Origin of the sequence: Streptomyces sp. NPDC098789, from assembly GCF_044759975.1 — a bacterium.
Taxonomy (GTDB): domain Bacteria; phylum Actinomycetota; class Actinomycetes; order Streptomycetales; family Streptomycetaceae; genus Streptomyces.
Genome location: NZ_JBIWAJ010000005.1, coordinates 159,535 through 177,372 on the forward strand (window position 1 = coordinate 159,535; position 17,838 = coordinate 177,372).

The following is a 17,838-nucleotide window of genomic DNA, read 5'->3' on the forward strand; positions in this document are numbered from 1 at the left end:
GTGTCTCCCGGTCAGTCGTCACTGAGGTCGATGGAGAGGTCGCTCACGAGGGCCTCGGCGAGACCTGTCTGCTGTGCGGGCGAGATACGGATCTTCGCGAGGTTGGCGACGCCCCGAATCGTCGAGAGGTCGTTGCCGCGAAGGTCGGCGTTCCGGTAGCGGCCGGCGCCGAACTCGGTGAGGTGCAGGGTGCAGTCCGCGAACACGGCGTCGGACAGGTCGCAGTCGGTGAACGCGGCCTCGGTGAGCATGCAACCGGCGAAGGCGACGGGGCCGGTGGCGCGAACCTTCTCGAACGTGGCGAAGTCGAACTTGCAGCCCTCGAAGAGGACGTCGTCGAGGACCAAGCCATCGAAGGCGGCCCCCATCAGCTTGCAGTCGCGGAACGTCACGCGGGTCAGCTTGCTGTCGTTCCAGCGGGTCGATCCGAGGTCGCTGCCGCTGATCTCCACGCCGTGCAGGTTGAGGTTCTCGAACCCGACGCGCTTCGACCGCAGGCCGCTGATGCGGCCGGTGATGAGCTGGGTGTCCGCGAGGTCGAGGGAACGCAGGTCCACGTCCCCGAAGGTGAAGTCCTGGACGGTGCCGCGCGGGCTGTCGAGGGTGTCGACCTTCGACAGGTACAGGCCGGGCTCGTCCAGGTCGGGCAGGGTGATCGCGGCGTGGCCGAAGGTGCGGGTGGCCATGTGGTTCTCCTTCGTGGCGCCCGGGGGAGCGGGGCGGGGCGGGGTGCTACGACTTGTTCTTCCAGTTGTCCCAAGTGGGACGGTTGTCGAACGCGGGGGTGGGGTTGTCCCAGGTCGGCCGGTTGTCGAACCCGGCGAGCGGCTGGATGCTCGTGGGCCTGTTACTCCAGGTGGCGTTGGTCCAGGTGTTCTCCCAGCGCGGGATGGCTGCGGTACCAGCGGCCTCGAGGAGGGACGCGAAGCCCTCCGCCGAGTCCACCACGAGGGCGGTGGCGTCAGGGGCGGTGGTCGCGGACATGTCGCGTGACTCCTTCGAGTAGGGCGATCTTGGAGGTGGTGCAATACCGGGTCCTGGTGCCGTCGAACCGGCCGTCGTGCTCGAAGTACCGGTTCGCGGGGTGGGCGCCTCCACAGAACGCGAAGGCGGGGCAGGTGGCGCGGCAGGTGTCCACTCCCTGCCAGAACTCGGTGATCCAGGGGGTGCGCTGGTCGGCCTCGGCGACGAGGGCGTCCAGGCCGTCCTTGAGGACGTTGCCGGTGGTGAAGTCGCCGAAGCGGGGATCGGTGAACCCGGCCAGCTCCGGGGACAGCATGATCACGCCGCCGTCGTAGGAGATGGTGGGCATGGGGTCCCACGGTGCGGTGGTCGGTGCGGGCTCCACTGCGGCCCCGCCGAGGACGGCCCCCGCGAAGTTGAGGACCCGCTGTATTTCCCGCAGGCGGATGACCGGGTTGGCCCGCCAGCTGTCGGCGAGCGCGGCCCAGAACTCCGCAGCCCTCACGCCGTCGCCAGCCTTGATGCCGGTGTTGACGCCTTCCTCTTCTTCGACGTTGACGCCGAGGGTGCTCACGCCCAGCTCGGCGAAGAAGTCGTAGAAGCGGGCCGCGTCGGCCGGGTCGGGGTCGGAGACGACGGCAATGGCCGAGTAGGGGATGCCGTGATGGCGGAGGCGCTCGATGCCGCGCATGGTGACCCGGAATCCCGGGTGGCCGGCGAGGGTGACGCGGTGGGCGTTCATGTCCTCGGGGCCGTCGATGCTCACCCCCACGCGCATGTCGTGCTCGTGCAGGAACTCGCACCATGCGTCGTCCATGAGGGCGGCGTTGGTCTGCACGCTGTGGTTCACGCCCTTGAACGGGGCCATCAGTGCCGCGAGATGGTCGCGGCCGGTGGCCAGCGGTTCCCCGCCGTGCCACACGACCTCGAACCCCGGATTCGCGGCCGCCCACCTGTTGACCGGCCCTGCGACCGCTGCGGCTACCGCCACGGCCATCAGGTGCTTGAGCTTGCGGAACGGCAGGTAACAATACGTGCAGTCCAGGGGAAGGCACTGCGTGGTCGGCTGCATGATCACGGACCCCGGGACGGCCGAAAGCCGCGGGATGCTGAGCATGGGGCTCCTCTCGTACAGGTGCTGCCTGCGAGGCGGCCAGGGGCGGGGCGGGAGCACCGCCTGGAGTGGCGACGTGATGCTCAGTCAACTCCGGTGCACAGAAAGTGAGTACCGTGGTGACCGGACCGGACCGTGAAAGCCGTGAAAGTTCAGGGGACGACGATGACGGCACGTACACCGAACACCGCACTGGCCGCCCTGTTCGATGAAACGGGCTGGTCACGGGGCCAGTTCATACGCGCCATCGACCGCGTTGGCGCTGAGGCGGGCATCATCTTCGGCTACGACGAATCCGCGGTACCCAAGTGGTTGGGGGGAACGATCCCCCGCAGACAGGTACGACCGCTGATCCTCGAAGCCCTCTCACGGAGGCTGGGCAGGCCCGTCACCGGGCACGCCGCCGGGTTCGCCGGATCTCCCGACTTCTCGGGCCAGTCCCCGGATACCGTGGCTGGACTTGTCGATCTCGGGAGTGCGGACATGGACCCATCGCGCAGGAGCATCCTCGGCGTCGCGCTGTTCTCGGCCGCCGCCGCGATCCCCGGATGGCCGGACGTACGGGACCGCCTCGACAAGGTTCGGGCCGACCCGCACACCCGCATCGGGCATCCCGAAGTGCACGCGATCATCTCGATGATCGAGCACATAAGCGATCTCGACGACCGGTTCGGTGGCCGCATGGCCCGGCCCCTGGCCGCCGCGTTCCTGGTGAACACGATCGTGCCCGCGCTGAGGGCGACCGCCCCCGACGACGTGCAGAACGCGATGCGGTCGGCGGCCGCCGACCACTGCTACCTCACCGGCTACATGGCGATGGACGAGCGGGAGGACGGCCTCGCCCAGCAGTACTACCGCAAGGCCCTGGAGCTGGCCGGCGCGGCCGGCGACCACCTCACCTACTGCACCACTCTGCGGGGGATGAGCGTGCAGGCCGTCGACCTCGGGCACGGGCCGCTCGCGGTGCGTCTCGCGGATGGAGCGGCATCGGCCTCACCGCAAGCCGGGCCCCGGATGCTGGCTTTCCTCACCGGGCAACAGGCCCACGCCGCCGCCCGGACCGGCGACCGGCCGGCCGCCCTGCTGCGGATGAAGGAAGCCGAGACCGCGATGGAGAAGGCCGAGTCCAGGGCGAAAGCGTTCGGCTCCTACGACCCATCGGCGCTGAACTACCACATCGGCCAGGTCCGCTACGAACTCGGCGACGTCTCCGGGTCGATCGAGTCCATGGAGCTCGCGGACCAGCTCCGCGAACCCGTCTACCGGCGGACCCGGGTCCGCTACAACGCGATGATCGCGGAGCGGAAGCTCCAGGTGGGCCGCCTGGAAGAGGCCTGCGCGGACTGGCACCGGGTCCTCGACGACTACCCGCACGTCCAATCCGGCCGCTGCGACGACCGCGTACGGATCATGCTGTCGGCCCTCGCCCCGCACCGCGGCAACGGCCACGCCCGCGAGCTCTACGAGCGCGGCCGCCCCATGCTGCGGGCGGCCTGAAGCCGCGCGACGCGGCACACAAGGGACACGAGTACTGCCGCGGCGATTTCCCTCCTCATGAGGGGGATCCTCGCCCCCGGAGGCGCTCCCCGGCATCCTCCTGAAGTCGGACTGACGTCGGCGGCCGACGGTCGGGGTGGCATCCTTGGCCGGATGAGCGCCCACGACACCGCCCCCGACACCACGCCCGTCACCATGCCTGTCACCACCTCCGCCGCCGCCCTCGACGCGGCGGGGGCCGAGGACCCCTTCCGTGCGGAGCGCCTCGCCCGCGACGAGGCGCCGCAGTTCGTGCTGCCGCTGGTGGTCCGGCTGGAGAAGACCGCGCCGCCGGCCCGGACGGACGCGCTGGAGACGGCGGCCCGCGCGGTGCTGGTGCTGCTCTCGGACGAGCGGGCGCTCGGCGAGGGCGAGTGGGCCCGGGCCGTGCACGACTGGCAGGACGCGCGGATCCGCAAGGTGGTGCGCCGGGCGCGCGGGGCGGAGTGGCGCAAGGCCCAGACCCTGCCGGGCATCACGGTGCGGGGCGGGGAGTCCGAGGTCCGGGTGTTCCCGCCGGTCCCGCTGGACGGCTGGCCCAAGGAGCTCGCCAAGCTCCAGGTGTCCGGCACGGACCTGGACGACCCGGAGCCCCCGGCGGCGGCGGAGCCCGGGGTGCCCGTGCTGTGGCTCAACCCCGAGCTGGACATGTCGGCGGGCAAGGAGATGGCCCAGGTCGGGCACGCGGCGCAGCTCGCCTGGTGGGAGCTGACCGGTCCCGAGCGGGTGGCCTGGCGTGCGGACGACTTCCAGCTCGCCGTGCGGACGGCCGGCCCCGACCGCTGGGCCGAGCTGGCCGGGAGCGGGCTGCCGGTGGTGCGGGACGCCGGTTTCACCGAGATCGCGCCTGGCTCCTGCACGGTGGTCTCCGACCACCCGGCCCTGCGCGCACGGCTGCGGTAGCGGTCGCCCGCGAGAGCGGTGCTGCCGGTCCGCGCATCCGCGGACCGTTGTGCGGAACCTCAAATGTTGCTCTGAACGTCCCTTCCTGCGGTTGGCGGCTCTTCGCCGGGGTCATGACACCGGCGACGGACCGCTTGGAAGGGGGCGAGGGGTACATGGAGCGCACGGCACACCTGGGGGTGGGCATCGGCTGGCGGCCCGAGATCGCGGAAGCGGTGGAACGGCTGCCGGACCTGGACTGGGTCGAGGTGGTGGCCGAGAACATCTGCCCGGGCCATCTGCCCGCGTCGCTGCTGCGGCTGCGCGAGCGCGGCACCGCGGTCGTTCCGCACGGCGTCGGCCTGGGGCTCGGCGGCGCCGACCGCCCCGACCCGGCCCGGCTCGCCGCACTGGCCGAGCGGGCGGTGGCCCTGGGCGCGCCGCTGGTGAGCGAGCACATCGCCTTCGTACGGACCTCCTCGCCGGTGCTGGAGGCCGGGCACCTGCTGCCCGTGCCCCGGACCCGTGACGCCCTGGACGTGCTGTGCGAGAACGTGCGGATCGCCCAGGACGCGCTGCCGGTCCCGCTGGCCCTGGAGAACATCGCCGCGCTGATCTCCTGGCCGGGCGAGGAGCTGACCGAGGGCCAGTTCCTCGCCGAGCTGGTCGAGCGGACCGGGGTGCGGCTCCTGATCGACGTGGCCAACCTGCACACGAACCGGGTGAACCGGGGCGAGGACCCGCTGGCCGCGCTCGACGCGATCCCGCTGGAGGCGCTGGCCTACGTCCACGTCGCGGGCGGGGTCGAACGCGACGGGGTCTGGCACGACACCCACGCGCACCCCGTCGCACCGGTCGTCCTCGACCTCCTGGCGCAGCTGCGCGAGCGGGTGGACCCGCCGGGGGTGCTGCTGGAGCGCGACGACGACTTCCCGCCGGAGGCCGAGCTGGCGGGCGAGCTGAGCACGATCCGCGCGGTGGTCGGGCGCGGCGACCGGGATGCCTCCACCCGTACCCGTACCAGCGCCCGCCCCGCCGCCGCCGCCACCGCCGCCACCACCGTTGCCGGCGGTCTCCCGGCCGCGCGCACCCGGGTCGGACTGGGCCAGGCCGCCCTGTTGTCGGCGCTGGTCGCCGGGACACCCGTACCCGAGGGCTTCGACGGGCAGCGACTGCGGGTGCAGTCGCGCGCGCTCGCCGCCAAGCGCGCCGGGGTGGTGCGCAAGCTGGCGCCCGAACTGGTCGAGGTGCTGGGGGCGGCCGCCTACCGCGAGTCCTTCCTGCGGTACGCCCGGACCCGTCCCATGACCGGTGGCTACCGGCGCGACGCGCTCGACTTCGCCGAGCACCTCCTCATCCAGGACCTGCCCGAGGACCCGGCGGCGCGGCAACGGCTCACCGAGTGGTGGCAGGACCGGGCCGGGGTCCGCCCCGTCGGGCCGCTGGCGCGCTGGGCGCGGGCCCTGTTGCCCTGGCGGCGCAGGCCGCCGCGGCCGGGCGCGACCGGTACCGCGCACCCCGCCCACCACGTGCACCCCGCGTCCGGCGCGCCCGCCGGTGCGGCGCCCGCCGACCGCTCCACGGACGCCGCCGCCACCGCGGCTGGACGGGGTGCGAGATGAACGCGCTCGCCGGCTGCGTCTGGGTGGCCGTCCTCGTCTCCTCGCTCGCGCTGCACCTGGGGATCCGCCGCTTCCGCACCCGCCCGGCCGGTCCCGTGCCCCGGCTGCACGACCTCTCCGAGGCCGCCTTCCTCTCCGGCGGCCCGGGCCGGGTGGTCGACGCCGCGCTCGTCGCGCTGCTCTGCGACGGCCGACTCGTCGTCGGCGGTCCCGGCATCGTCCACGCCCTGCCCGGGGTACGGGCCCACGACCCGGCCGAGCGGGCGGTGCTCCTGGCGCACTCCACGGCGCCCTCGGGGGCGCTGCACGTGCTGCGGTTGGCGGCGATGCGGGATCCCGCCGTCCAGGAGATCGGCGACGACCTGGCCGACCGCGGGCTGATCGCCCTGCCCGGCACCGGCCGGATCTGGCGGCGCTGGGGGATCGTCCAGGTCATCGTCTGCCTGCTGGGCTTCCCGCTGGCGATCGCCGCCACCATCGTGCAGTTCGCGGGTCCCGGGTACCACACCTTCCACGTGCCCTTCATCGTCGAGGTGTTCCCCGCCCTGCTGGGCGGCGCGGTGGCGGGCGGTGTGGGCGCCTCGCGGGCGCGGGGCCGGATCACCACGGCCGGGCAGCGGGCCCTGAACGAGATGCGCGCCCAGCACGCGCGCGAGCGCGGCGCACCGGTCCAGGCCGCGCTGTTCGGGCTGGCGGGCGTCCGGGACCCTTACCTGCGGGCGCAGTTGCTGCCCGCCGCCCGCCTCGGTGGCGCCCGCGCCACCTCCTCGTCCACGGCTTCCCGCGGCCGTCACGGCGGCGCCGACCAGCCCGGGGGGTACGGGTCTTCCCCCGACGTCCTGCCCGTCGTATGGTGCGCCGGGAGCGACGGCGGCGGAGCGAGCGGCTGCGGCGGGACCTCCGGGTCGAGCTGCGGCGGTTCGGGACCGACGGGATCGACGGGATCGGGTTGCGGCTCCTCGGGGAGCGGCTGCGGGAGCTCCTCCGGCGGTTCGAGCTGCGGCGGTTCGAGCGGTTCCAGCTGCGGCAGTTCGAGTTCGAGCTGTAGCAGTTCGAGCGGTTCGAGTTGCAGCAGTTCGTCCGGTTCCAGCTGCTCCAGCAGTTCCTGACCCTGCATCACGAGCGCATCACGAGGTGTTCACACCTCGGCACCACTCCCGACCAGGAGCTTCAACACCTTGTAGAAATCAGGCCATGTTCTGGGTCCTGTTCCTCCTGACGGCCTGGGCCGGAGCGCTGTTGTCGTGCGCCCGCCTGCTGAGCGCCGCGACCGACGACGCGCCGCCCGCCCCCGGTGCCACCGCGCACCACCACGACGAACTGAACCTGTACGAGGTCGCCTACCTGGCCGGCGGTCCCCGGCGGGTCGCCGAACTGACGCTGCTCTCCATGGAGCGCCAGCGGCGCCTGCTGCTGACCCGCACCGGGTGGGCGACCGTACTGGATCCGGTCGGCCGCGATCCGCTGGAGCGTTCGGTGCTGGACGCCTTCGGTCCCGACGGGCAGTCGCCGGTGGAGTCCGTCCGCACCGCGGTGGCCGCCCACGAAGCCGTACGAGCGCTCGCCGACCGGCTCGGCGCGGCCGGGCTCGCCCTGCCCGAGGAGGCCCGGGCCGGGATCGCTTCCGGGGTCGAAGCGGTGCGCGGGGCCAGCGCGCTGGTCCTCGTGATGGCCGCGGCCTCCCTCGTGGTGCCCTCCGGCGGCGCCTCCCCCACCTTCATCATGTGCTGGTTCGCGCTGCCGCTGGTCCTCACGCTGGGCTGCCTCGGCATCGCCCGCGTCGAGTCCCATCCCTACTCCTCGTGGGCCTCCCCCGCCGGACAGAAGCTGCTGACCGCCCTGGACCGCGAGCGCGGGCGCGGCGAACCGCTCGCCGCCATGGCCGTGCGCGGGGTGCGCGCCGTCGGGGATCCCGGCCTGCGCGCCGCGCTGTCCCGCGGCAACCGGGGGACGCTCCCGCGGCAAAGGGAGTACTGAGCGCGACACCCGGCGGTGATCCTGTACAAGCGCACCGGCCCGTCGTCCCATCGGTTCATCCGATGAGACGACAGGGGCCGCCATGCGGACGACACCGACCCGCTACGGAGCCGCCGCGGCGCTCCTCTCCCTCGCCCTGTGCGCACCGACGGCCGCCGCCCGGGCCGCCGAGGGCCCGGGCCCCCGCCCCGTTCCCCGCGCCGAGCCGGCCGCCGGCCCCGCCACCGCGCACGCCGAGACCGCTGTCGAGCGCGCCGGGCGCCTGGGGGCCGAGGTCGTCGCCCGCCGGGCCGCCGCGCACCGGCTCGACTTCCGCGCCTGCCCCGCGAGCGAGGGGCTCGCCGCCCCCGTGCGCTGCGCCCTGCTCCGCGTACCGCTCGACTACGCCCGCCCCGACGGGCCGCAGATCTCGCTGACCGTCAGCCGGGTCACCGCCACCGGAGACCGGGGCACCCGCCAGGGCTCCCTCGTCTACAACCCCGGCGGCCCCGGCGCCTCCGGCATGTACTTCCCGCTCGTCGCCGACCTGCCCGAGTGGCAGCGCGTCGGCGCCGCCTACGACCTGGTCGGCTACGCCCCGCGCGGGGTCGGCCGCTCGGCCCCCCTCTCCTGCCGGGACCCGGCGGCGCGGCCCGAGGGTCCCACCCAGGTCCCGGAGCGGCCCTCGCCGGCCTACAAGCGGCAGCGGCTCGCGGCCGCCGAGGAGTACGCACGGGGCTGCGCGCGACGGGCGGGCGCGGCGCTGGCGCACTACACCACCCTCGACAACGTCCGGGACCTGTACGTGCTGCGCGCCGCGCTGGGCGAGGCGCGGCTCAACTTCCTGGGGGCCTCGTACGGGACCTACCTCGGGGCGGTCTACGCGACGCTCTACCCGGGCCACGTGCGCCGCCTGGTCTTCGACTCGGCGGTCGATCCGGATCCGGCGCGGATCTGGTACCGCAACAACCTCGACCAGTCACCCGCCTTCGAGCGGCGCTGGGCCGACTTCCGCGCCTGGGCGGCCCGCCACCACGAGGTCTACGGGCTGGGCCGTACGGCCGCCGCGGTCGGCGCGAGCTACGAGCGGGTGCGGGCCGCGGTGGCCCGCGAGCCCGCGGGCGGGGTCGTCGGCACCGGCGAGTTGCAGGCGGCGTACCTGCGGGCGGCGTACTACGACGAGGTCTGGCCACGGCGGGCGGCGGCGCTCGGCGCCTACCTGCGCGGCGACCCCGGGCCGCTGGTCCAGCAGGCCGGGCCGGACCCGGCGGCGGCCGCCGCGGACGAGAACGCGCGGGCGGTCTACACGGCGGTACTGTGCAACGACGCGCCCTGGCCCGCGGACTGGGCCACCTGGGACCGCGACAACACCGAACTGGCCCGGACCGCCCCCTTCGAGACCTGGTCCAACGCCTTCCTGAACCTGCCCTGCGCCTCCTGGCCGGCGGCCGCGCGGCGGCAGCGCCCGGTGGACGTGGGCGGGGGCGGGAGCATGAACGTGGGCGAGGGCAACGACGGGGGCGAGGGGGTGCGCGCGGCGCTGCCCCGGACGCTGGTGGTGGCCGCCGAGCGGGACGGGGCGACCCCCTACCCGGGGGCGCTGGAACTCCAGCGGCGGCTCGGGCCGCGGGCCGCGCTGGTCACGGAGACGGGGGCCGGTACCCACGGAGTGGTCGGCGGACGCAACGGCTGCGTGGACCGGCACGTGGAGCGGTACTTGCTCACGGGTGCCACCGCGGGGTGGCGCGTCGCGTGTGCGCCGCATCCGGAGCCCGCACCGGTGTCGCTGGACGACCGGGCAGCGGGCACCCGAAGGGTGCCGCTGCCGCCAGTCGTCTGAACTTCCGGGCGGGATCTCCGGCTGCGTCGATTCGGGGGCAGGGCCTCCCGATCCCCGGAAGCCGCGTCGGTCTGAACACGCGGTCCTCCGGTCCTTCCCCCCAGGGGAGGTATCAGGCGAGCCCGGCCACCAGATCGGCGACGGACTTGCGGCGCCCGGTGTAGAAGGGCACCTCTTCGCGGACGTGCATGCGGGCCTCGGAGGCGCGCAGGTGACGCATGAGGTCGACGATGCGGTACAGCTCGTCGGCCTCGAAGGCCAGCATCCACTCGTAGTCGCCCAGCGAGAAGGAGGCGACGGTGTTGGCACGCACGTCCGGGTAGCCGCGGGCCATCATGCCGTGGTCCTTGAGCATGCGGCGACGGTCCTCGTCGGGCAGCAGGTACCAGTCGTAGCTGCGTACGAAGGGGTACACGCTGACGTAGTCGCGCGGGTTCTCGTCGGCCAGGAAGGCCGGGATGTGCGACTTGTTGAACTCGGCCGGGCGGTGCAGGGCCATGTTCGACCACACCGGCTCCAGCGCGCGGCCCAGCTTGGTGCGGCGGAACAGGTTGTAGGCGCCCTGCAGCTCGTCCGAGGTCTCGGCGTGCCACCAGATCATGATGTCCGCGTCGGCGCGCAGGCCGGAGACGTCGTAACTGCCGCGGACGGTGATGTCCTTCGCGGCGAGCTGGTCGAACAGCCCCTGGACCTCGTCGGCGTAACCGGCGCGGTCCTCCGGGAGGACGTCCTTCAGCTTGAAGACGGACCACAGGGTGTAGCGAATGACCTCGTTGAGGTCCTTGGCCTTCTTCCCCGCGTTGGGAATCTTCTCTGGTGCAGTCATGTGCCTATTGTCCCGTGTCCTGATCAGTGCTCTGTGCCTGGGGTGCCGAACGCGCCCGCGGAGCCCGCCGCGACCGCGCCGGAGCGCCCCGCCGCCAGTGCCCCGGCCACCGCGTCGGCGGCCCGGTGCGCGCTGGCGACGCACGCCGGGATGCCCACGCCCTCGTACAGCGCGCCGCACACCGCGAGTCCGGGCAGGTCCGCGACGGCCGTCCGGATCCGGGCCACCCGGTCCAGGTGCCCGACCGGGTACTGCGGCAGTCCGCCGGTCCAGCGGGTGACGGCCGAGGCCACCGGGCGGGCGGCCAGCCCCACGGCCTCGCCGAGGTCCGCGAGCGATACATCGACCAGCTCGGCGTCCTCCCGTTCCAGGACGGCCTCGTCGCCGTGGCGGCCGACGGAGGTGCGCAGCAGGAACAGGTCGGGATCGGCGCCCGACCAGGCCCACTTGTTGCTGGAGAAGGTCGACGCCTTGATGGTGCGGCCGTCCACCGGCGGCACCAGGAAGCCGCTGCCGGTCAGCCCGGCCGGCAGGTCGGAGCGCCGGAAGGCCAGGGTGATCAACGCCATCGAGGCGTAGTCGACCGCGCGCAGCTCGCCGGCGGCCGCGGGCGCGAGGCGCTCCAGCAGGGCGGCCGCGGGGCCCGCGGGGGTGGCCAGGACCACGGCGTCGGCCTCGATGACCTCGGCCGGGGCGGAGCCGGAGCCGCCGGTCACCACGCGCCAGCCCGCGGGCGTGCGCAGCAGTTCGCGCACGGGCGCCCCGGTCAGGATCCGCGCCCCGGCGGCGCGGCAGGCCGCGGCGACGGCGAGCGGGAGGCGGCCGATGCCGCCCTCGATGCCCGCGAAGACGGGGCCGGTGTCCTGCGGCCGCTCGGCGGCCCGGCGCTGGATCTCCCGTACGCCCTCGGCGAGCGAGCGGTGGGTGCGGGCGGCCTCGAAGAGCTGGGGCACCGCGGCCCGCATCGAGATCCGGTAGGCGTCCCCGGCGTAGACCCCGCCGAGCAGCGGTTCCACGAGCCGGTCCACGACCTCGCGGCCGAGCCGGGCGGCGACGTACGCGCCGACGGCCACGTCCTCGCCCAGCTCGGTGGGGGCGAGGTCCGCGTCGGCGGAGATCCGGGCGAGGCCCTCGGCGGAGAGCACGCCCGAGGCGGCCAGCAGGGCCGGGTCGCCCGGGACGCCCATGACGTGGCCGCGCGGCATCGGCCGCAGGGCGCCGCGGGTCCACAGGGCGGCGGTGGCGGTGGCGGGTGCCTGAAGGGCGTCGCCGAGGCCGACGGCCCGCGCCAGCTCCACGGCTTCGGGGCGGCGGGCGAGCACGGATTCGGCGCCGAGGTCGACGGGGAGCCCGGCGAGTTCCCCGGCGTGCAGCTTGCCGCCGAGCCGCGCACCGGCTTCCAGTACGGTCACCCGCGCGCCGGTGGCGAGCAGCTGGTGGGCCGCCGCGAGTCCGGCGATGCCGCCGCCGATGACCACCGCGTGGCTGGGCCGGCCGGAGCCGCGCCGCCCATCGGGGTCGGCGTCGGTGCGTCCGCCCGTACTCATGTCCGCTTCCTGCATGGACACATCGTCTCAGACCGATCACCGTGGCCGGACCGTGACCGCATCGGGACCGGTCCGCGGCCGGCCGGTGAAACCCGCGCGGGGCGGCGCGCGTCGAAGCGCGGACACCGGCCGAACCCTCGGGGGGACCCACGATGCGCACCGACCGTCCGACGAAGAGAACCACGCACCTGCTCGCGACCCTGGCCCTGGCCGGGGCGCTCGCGCTCACCGGCTGCGCCGCGGACTCCGCGGCCGGGGACAAGAGCGCGGCGGCGGCCCCCGGGGCGGCCCGGCAGGACGCCGAGGGCGCCGGCGGCGCGGCCGCCGCTCCCCCGGCCGCCCCTTCCGCCGCGGCCGACCAGGGCAAGGGGCCGCAGCAGCCCGCGGCCGGGCGCCCGCAGGTCATCCGTACGGCGACCCTCTCGATCGAGACCGCGCAGGCCCAGGGGGCCCTGGCCGCGGCCCGGTCCGCCGCCGAGGGCGCGGGCGGGTTCGTGGGCGGCGAGAGCACCCGGCGCGACGCCGACGGGGCGCTGACCTCGTCGCTGACCCTGCGGGTGCCGGCGGACCGGTTCGACGCGGTCCTCACCGCGCTGGAGGGCAGCGGGAAGCTGCTCGGCCGCAAGGTCGAGGCGCTCGACGTGACACAGAAGGTCGCGGACGTCGACAGCCGGGTGAAGTCCCAGCAGGCGAGCGTGGTGCGGGTCAGGGAGCTGATGGAGAAGGCCACGGCGATCGGTGACGTGGTGCTGCTGGAGGGCGAGCTGAGCCGTCGCCAGTCCGACCTGGAGTCGCTGCTGGCGCAGCAGACGGCGCTCAAGGACCAGACCTCGCTCGGCACGATCACCCTGGAGGTCACGCAGCCGCGGCAGGTCGAGGGGGCCGGCGAGGACGACGAGGCGGGCTTCACGGACGCGCTCGGCGGCGGCTGGTCGGTCTTCACGACAGCGCTGCGGTGGATCGTGCTGGCCTTCGGGGCGGTGCTGCCCTTCGCCGGGGCGGCCGCGCTGCTCCACCTCGGATGGCGGGTGCTGCGCAGGCGGCGCGCGCCGGGGTCCGCCGCGGCGCAGCCGGAATCGCGGGAGGGCGTGACGGACTGAACGTCCGTTCGGACGTAGCGTGTTACCGACGCGCAGGACGACGGAGGGACGGTAGGGGCGATGGCGGCGACGGAACGACTGGTGGTGGTCGGCGGCGACGCGGCGGGGATGTCCGCCGCCTCGCAGGCGCGGCGGCTCAAGGGCCCGGCGGAGCTGGAGATCGTCGCCTTCGAACGGTCGCACTTCACCTCGTACTCCGCGTGCGGGATCCCGTACTGGATCGGCGGGGCCGTCGCCGGACCGGACGAGCTGATCGCCCGGACCCCCGAGGAGCACCGGGCGCGCGGGATCGACCTGCGCACCGGGACCGAGGTAGTGGAGCTGGACCTGGCCGGCCAGCGGGTGCGCGCCCGGGATCTGGAATCGGGGTCCGAATCCTGGACGGGCTACGACCGGCTGGTACTGGCGACCGGCGCCCGCCCGGTCCGCCCCGCCCTGCCCGGGATCGACGCGCAGGGGGTGCACGGCGTCCAGTCCCTGGACGACGGGCAGCGCCTGATGGACACCCTGGAACGCGGGGACGTCCGGCGCGCGGTGGTGGTCGGCGCGGGCTACATCGGCGTGGAGATGGCGGAGGCGCTGGTCCTGCGGGGCTTCGAGGTGACCGTCCTGCACCGGGGCGCGCAGCCGATGGCCACCTTGGACCCGGACATGGGCGGCCTGGTGCACGCCGCGATGAACGCGATGGGGATCCGTACGGTGGCGGGGGCCGAGGTCACGAAGATCCTCACCGACGAGGAGGGCCGGGCCCGGGCGGTGGCCACGGCGGCGGGCGAGGAGTACCCGGCGGACGTGGTGGTGCTCGGCATCGGCGTGGAGCCGCGCACCGCCCTGGCCCGGGCGGCCGGGCTGCCGCTCGGGGAGTCGGGCGGGCTGCTGACGGACCTCGCCATGCGGGTGCGGGGGCATGAGAACGTCTGGGCCGGCGGGGACTGCGTGGAGGTGCTGGACCTGGTGTCGGGCCGCACCCGGCACATCCCGCTGGGCACGCACGCCAACAAGCACGGCCAGGTGATCGGCTCGGGGGTGGGCGGCGGCTACGCGACCTTCCCCGGGGTGGTGGGCACCGCGGTGAGCAAGGTGTGCGACCTGGAGATCGCCCGCACGGGCCTGCGGGAGCGGGACGCGCGGGAGGTGGGCCTGCGCTTCGTGACCTCGACGATCCGCTCCACGAACACGGCCGGGTACTACCCGGGGGCGGCGGAGATGACGGTCAAGATGCTGGCCGAGCAGCGCTCGGGGCGGCTGCTGGGCGTCCAGATCGTGGGCGGGGCGGGATCCGCGAAGCGGGTGGACATCGCGGCGGTGGCGCTGACGGCCGGGATGACGGTCGACCAGGTCGTCTCGCTGGACCTGGGGTACGCGCCGCCGTTCTCTCCCGTGTGGGATCCGGTGTTGGTCGCCGCGCGCAAGGCGGTGGCGGCGGTGCGGTCGGCGGGGGTCTGACCCCCGCCACACCCCGGGGCTCCGCCCCGGACCCCGCGCCTCGAACGCCGGCGGGGCTGGATTCTCCAGCCCCGCCGGCGTTCGCTCAGAGAGGGCCTAGCGCTGCGTCTGGGTGTGGACGTAGTCCACCAGGCGGGTCAGGGCCGTCGGGTCGGTCGTGGGGAGGACGCCGTGGCCCAGGTTGAAGATGTGGCCCTCCAGGCCGGCGGCCGCGTCCAGGACCTCGCGGGTCTTGGCCTCCACGGCCTCGGTCGTGGAGAAGAGGACCGCCGGGTCCAGGTTGCCCTGGAGCGCCTTGCCGGGGCCGACCCGGCGCACGGCGTCGTCCAGCGCGACCCGGTAGTCGACGCCCACGACGTCCGCGCCGGCCTCGCCCATGAGGCCGAGGAGCTCGCCCGTGCCCACGCCGAAGTGGATCCGCGGGACCCCGTAGGAGGCGACGGACTCCAGGACCTTGGTGGAGGCGGGCATCACCGAGCGGCGGTAGTCCGCCGGGGCGAGCGCGCCGACCCAGGAGTCGAAGAGCTGGACCGCGGAGGCGCCCGCCTCGATCTGGACCTTCAGGAAGGCGGAGGTGATCTCGGCCAGCCGGTCGAGCAGGTCCGCCCACAGCTCCGGGTCCCCGTACATCAGGGCCTTGGTGTGCTCGTGGTTCTTGGACGGGCCGCCCTCGACGAGGTAGCTCGCGAGGGTGAACGGCGCACCGGCGAAGCCGATCAACGGCGTGCCGCCGAGTTCACTCGTGAGGAGGCCGATGGCCTCGGTGACGTACCAGACGTCCTCGGGGGTGAGGTCGCGCAGCTGTGCGAGGTCCTCGCGGCGGCGGATCGGCTGGGCGACGACCGGGCCGACGCCCGGCTTGATGTCCAGGTCGATGCCGATGGCCTTCAGCGGGACCACGATGTCGGAGAAGAAGATGGCCGCGTCCACGCCGTGGCGGCGCACCGGCTGCATCGTGATCTCGGTGACCAGGTCGGGCCGCATGCAGGATTCCAGCATCTGCGTGCCCTCGCGGACCTTGCGGTACTCGGGGAGCGAGCGCCCCGCCTGGCGCATGAACCACACGGGCGTGTGCGGCACCGGTTCGCGGCGGCAGGCCTTCAGGAAGGCGGAATCGTACGTCTGACTCGGCGTGCCCTTCGGGCTCTCGTTGGCGCTCACGACCCAAATCTTCGCACGTATGAAGAAGTGCCCGGCCCAGCGCGGGTGTCCCTGCGCCGTACGGGCGCCCGCTGCGCCTAGTCTTCCCCGCATGGCTGCGGCTCAGGGACGATTTTCAGATGGCGCTGACGGTGTGGACAGCGCGAAGGAGAGCTCCGTCCCGCTCCCGTTCCGGCGGGCGGTCGACGGCTTGAAGAAGGCGCGGCTGCGCCCCGGGATCGAGATCGACCCGACGAAACCGCCCCAGCGTCTGGCTCCGTACGCCTACGCGCTGGAAGCCGCGGTCGTCGACGGCGAGGACGACCTCGCCGACGGGCGGCTCATCCTGCTCCACGACCCGTCCGGGCACGACGCCTGGCACGGGACCTTCCGGCTGGTGACGCTCGTACGGGCGGAGCTGGAGCCGGAGATGGCCGCCGACCCGCTCCTCCCCGAGGTGTGCTGGTCCTGGCTGACCGGGGCGCTGGACGCGCGCGGGCTGACGTACGGGGAGGCGAGCGGCACGGTGACGATGGCCGGGTCGCACTACTTCGGCGGGCTCGCGGAGCGCCGGCCCGCGACGCAGATCGAGATCAGAGCCTCGTGGACGCCCCGCGAGGGAGTGGGTGGGGTGCCCGACACGGCGGGCCACCTGGCCGCCTGGTGCGACCTGCTGTGCCAGACCGCGGGGCTGCCGCCGGTCGGGCCCGTGGACACGGCCGTGGTCTCCCTGCCACAGCGGCGCGGTCCGCACCACCCGTAGCGAAGGGGCCGGACGGCCCTGTCGCGCGGCCCCTCCGGGTGGTCGCGCGGGTCGGCCACGACCACCCCGGCCGTCGGCCGCCACGGCCCCGGCGGCCCCGGGACCCCCGCCCGCGCCGGTGACCGGCTGTCAGAACGGGGCGTCCGTTGCGGTCTTCTGATCGACCCTTGATCGATCGCGCGTCCGAATTGCCCGAATTGTTACTCACTAAATCGTGATCATTCCCTAAAGCCGGGCGGGTGACGTGCCGAAGGAGTGAGTGACCATCCGCACGGTGGGTAGCGGCTCCTTCCCCGGCCGCCATCCACTCGCCACTCCCTCAGGAGGCCTGGTGTCCGTTCTTCTCGAGCAGCCCGCAAGCCTGGTCGCCTACCGCCCGAACAAGCCGACGGCCATGGTTGTCGTGGCCGACCCGCGCGTCCGCTCCACCGTGACCCGCCACCTGTGGGCTCTCGGGGTTCGTGACGTCATCGAGGCTTCGTCCATCGCGGAGGCCCGCCCCCGTGTCGCAAGCCCGCGCGACATCTGCGTGGCCGACGTGCACCTGCCCGACGGTTCCGGTCTCACCCTGCTCTCCGAGACCCGTGCCGCGGGCTGGCCCAACGGCCTGGCCCTGTCCGCCGCCGACGACATCGGCGCGGTACGCAACGCCCTCGCGGGCGGGGTCAAGGGCTACGTCGTCACCGGAACCCGTACCAACATCGGGCTCCCCAGCCGGCCCGGCTCCGCGCCCATCGGTGCGGCCGCCGCCCGGATGCACCGCCGCCCCCCGGGTGCCCCGAGCCACCCGGGCGGCTACCGCGAGCTGTCCGGCCGCGAGGTCGAGGTCCTGCGCCTCGTCGCGGAGGGACAGTCCAACAAGGCCATCGGCGTCTCGATGGGCCTGTCCGCGCTGACCGTCAAGTCCCACCTCGCCCGGATCGCCCGCAAGCTGGGCACCGGCGACCGGGCCGGGATGGTCGCCGTCGCACTGCGGACCGGGATCATCCACTGACCCCGTCCCCAGGGTCCCCGGCCCACGCCCCCGGTCACCACCGGACGGCACACCGGGGCGCCCGGGGGAACGTCCGCCTTCCCACCTAGTGCTGTGGCCGGAAAGGTTT

16 protein-coding genes are annotated in these 17,838 nt (G+C 74.0%); 10 read left to right on the forward strand and 6 right to left on the reverse strand.

The window, feature by feature from the left end; genetic code table 11:
* Positions 1 to 11 precede the first annotated feature (11 nt).
* From ACIQWR_RS13280 to amcB, 3 genes are read right to left on the reverse strand one after another with little or no spacing between them, the layout of a single operon-like run.
* Complete coding sequence (locus ACIQWR_RS13280) at positions 12 to 686, reverse strand: pentapeptide repeat-containing protein (protein WP_404007872.1); 675 nt, start codon at positions 684 to 686, stop codon at positions 12 to 14.
* A 46-nt stretch (positions 687 to 732) separates the two neighbouring features.
* A complete protein-coding gene (gene amcA, locus ACIQWR_RS13285; protein WP_404007875.1) occupies positions 733 to 984 on the reverse strand; it encodes a multiple cyclophane-containing RiPP AmcA in 252 nt (83 codons plus the stop codon).
* On the reverse strand, positions 962 to 2,080 hold the full coding sequence (gene amcB / locus ACIQWR_RS13290) for a cyclophane-forming radical SAM peptide maturase AmcB (RefSeq protein ID WP_404007877.1): 1,119 nt from the start codon (positions 2,078 to 2,080) through the stop codon (positions 962 to 964). The genes amcA and amcB overlap by 23 nt, the downstream gene beginning before the upstream one ends.
* Positions 2,081 to 2,560: 480 nt before the next feature.
* Here amcB and ACIQWR_RS13295 point away from each other — a divergent pair, with 480 nt between their 5' ends.
* The 6 genes from ACIQWR_RS13295 (at position 2,561) to ACIQWR_RS13320 (ending at position 9,913) form a co-directional block, all read left to right on the forward strand.
* Positions 2,561 to 3,574, forward strand: coding sequence for a transcriptional regulator (locus ACIQWR_RS13295; RefSeq protein ID WP_404007881.1), 1,014 nt, complete (start codon positions 2,561 to 2,563; stop codon positions 3,572 to 3,574).
* 153 nt (positions 3,575 to 3,727) lie between these two features.
* Positions 3,728 to 4,516, forward strand: coding sequence for a peptidyl-tRNA hydrolase (locus ACIQWR_RS13300; RefSeq protein WP_404007883.1), 789 nt, complete (start codon positions 3,728 to 3,730; stop codon positions 4,514 to 4,516).
* Between the two features lie 155 nt (positions 4,517 to 4,671).
* Positions 4,672 to 6,117, forward strand: a complete 1,446-nt coding sequence (locus ACIQWR_RS13305; RefSeq protein WP_404007886.1) for a DUF692 domain-containing protein — start codon at positions 4,672 to 4,674, stop codon at positions 6,115 to 6,117.
* Positions 6,114 to 7,226 (forward strand): TIGR04222 domain-containing membrane protein, encoded by a 1,113-nt coding sequence (locus tag ACIQWR_RS13310; protein ID WP_404007889.1) that lies wholly within the window; start codon positions 6,114 to 6,116, stop codon positions 7,224 to 7,226. Before ACIQWR_RS13305 ends, ACIQWR_RS13310 begins: the two co-directional genes overlap by 4 nt.
* Positions 7,227 to 7,311: 85 nt before the next feature.
* Positions 7,312 to 8,094 carry a TIGR04222 domain-containing membrane protein gene (locus tag ACIQWR_RS13315; RefSeq protein ID WP_404007891.1) on the forward strand — a complete coding sequence of 261 codons (783 nt, stop codon included), beginning with the start codon at positions 7,312 to 7,314 and terminating at the stop codon, positions 8,092 to 8,094.
* Positions 8,095 to 8,176: 82 nt separating this feature from the next.
* A complete protein-coding gene (locus tag ACIQWR_RS13320; RefSeq protein WP_404007893.1) occupies positions 8,177 to 9,913 on the forward strand; it encodes an alpha/beta hydrolase in 1,737 nt (578 codons plus the stop codon).
* Between the two features lie 112 nt (positions 9,914 to 10,025).
* Here ACIQWR_RS13320 and hemQ read toward each other — a convergent pair whose 3' ends face one another.
* Positions 10,026 to 10,739, reverse strand: a complete 714-nt coding sequence (gene hemQ, locus ACIQWR_RS13325; protein ID WP_404007896.1) for a hydrogen peroxide-dependent heme synthase — start codon at positions 10,737 to 10,739, stop codon at positions 10,026 to 10,028.
* Between the two features lie 23 nt (positions 10,740 to 10,762).
* Positions 10,763 to 12,286 carry a protoporphyrinogen oxidase gene (gene hemG, locus ACIQWR_RS13330; protein WP_404007899.1) on the reverse strand — a complete coding sequence of 508 codons (1,524 nt, stop codon included), beginning with the start codon at positions 12,284 to 12,286 and terminating at the stop codon, positions 10,763 to 10,765.
* 152 nt (positions 12,287 to 12,438) lie between these two features.
* Here hemG and ACIQWR_RS13335 point away from each other — a divergent pair, with 152 nt between their 5' ends.
* Together ACIQWR_RS13335 and ACIQWR_RS13340 are read left to right on the forward strand one after the other, a co-directional pair.
* Positions 12,439 to 13,386, forward strand: coding sequence for a DUF4349 domain-containing protein (locus ACIQWR_RS13335; RefSeq protein ID WP_404007902.1), 948 nt, complete (start codon positions 12,439 to 12,441; stop codon positions 13,384 to 13,386).
* A 60-nt stretch (positions 13,387 to 13,446) separates the two neighbouring features.
* Positions 13,447 to 14,832, forward strand: coding sequence for an FAD-dependent oxidoreductase (locus tag ACIQWR_RS13340; RefSeq protein ID WP_404007904.1), 1,386 nt, complete (start codon positions 13,447 to 13,449; stop codon positions 14,830 to 14,832).
* 96 nt (positions 14,833 to 14,928) lie between these two features.
* On the opposite strand, the gene hemE is transcribed toward ACIQWR_RS13340, so the two are convergent.
* A complete protein-coding gene (gene hemE / locus ACIQWR_RS13345; protein WP_399267450.1) occupies positions 14,929 to 15,993 on the reverse strand; it encodes a uroporphyrinogen decarboxylase in 1,065 nt (354 codons plus the stop codon).
* Between the two features lie 91 nt (positions 15,994 to 16,084).
* On the opposite strand from hemE, the gene ACIQWR_RS13350 reads away from it, so the two are divergent.
* Entirely contained in the window at positions 16,085 to 16,735 is a 651-nt protein-coding gene (locus ACIQWR_RS13350) for a DUF3000 domain-containing protein (RefSeq protein ID WP_404007907.1), read from the forward strand.
* Between the two features lie 331 nt (positions 16,736 to 17,066).
* Positions 17,067 to 17,729 carry a LuxR C-terminal-related transcriptional regulator gene (locus ACIQWR_RS13355; protein WP_399267452.1) on the forward strand — a complete coding sequence of 221 codons (663 nt, stop codon included), beginning with the start codon at positions 17,067 to 17,069 and terminating at the stop codon, positions 17,727 to 17,729.
* The last annotated feature ends 109 nt before the right edge of the window (positions 17,730 to 17,838 follow it).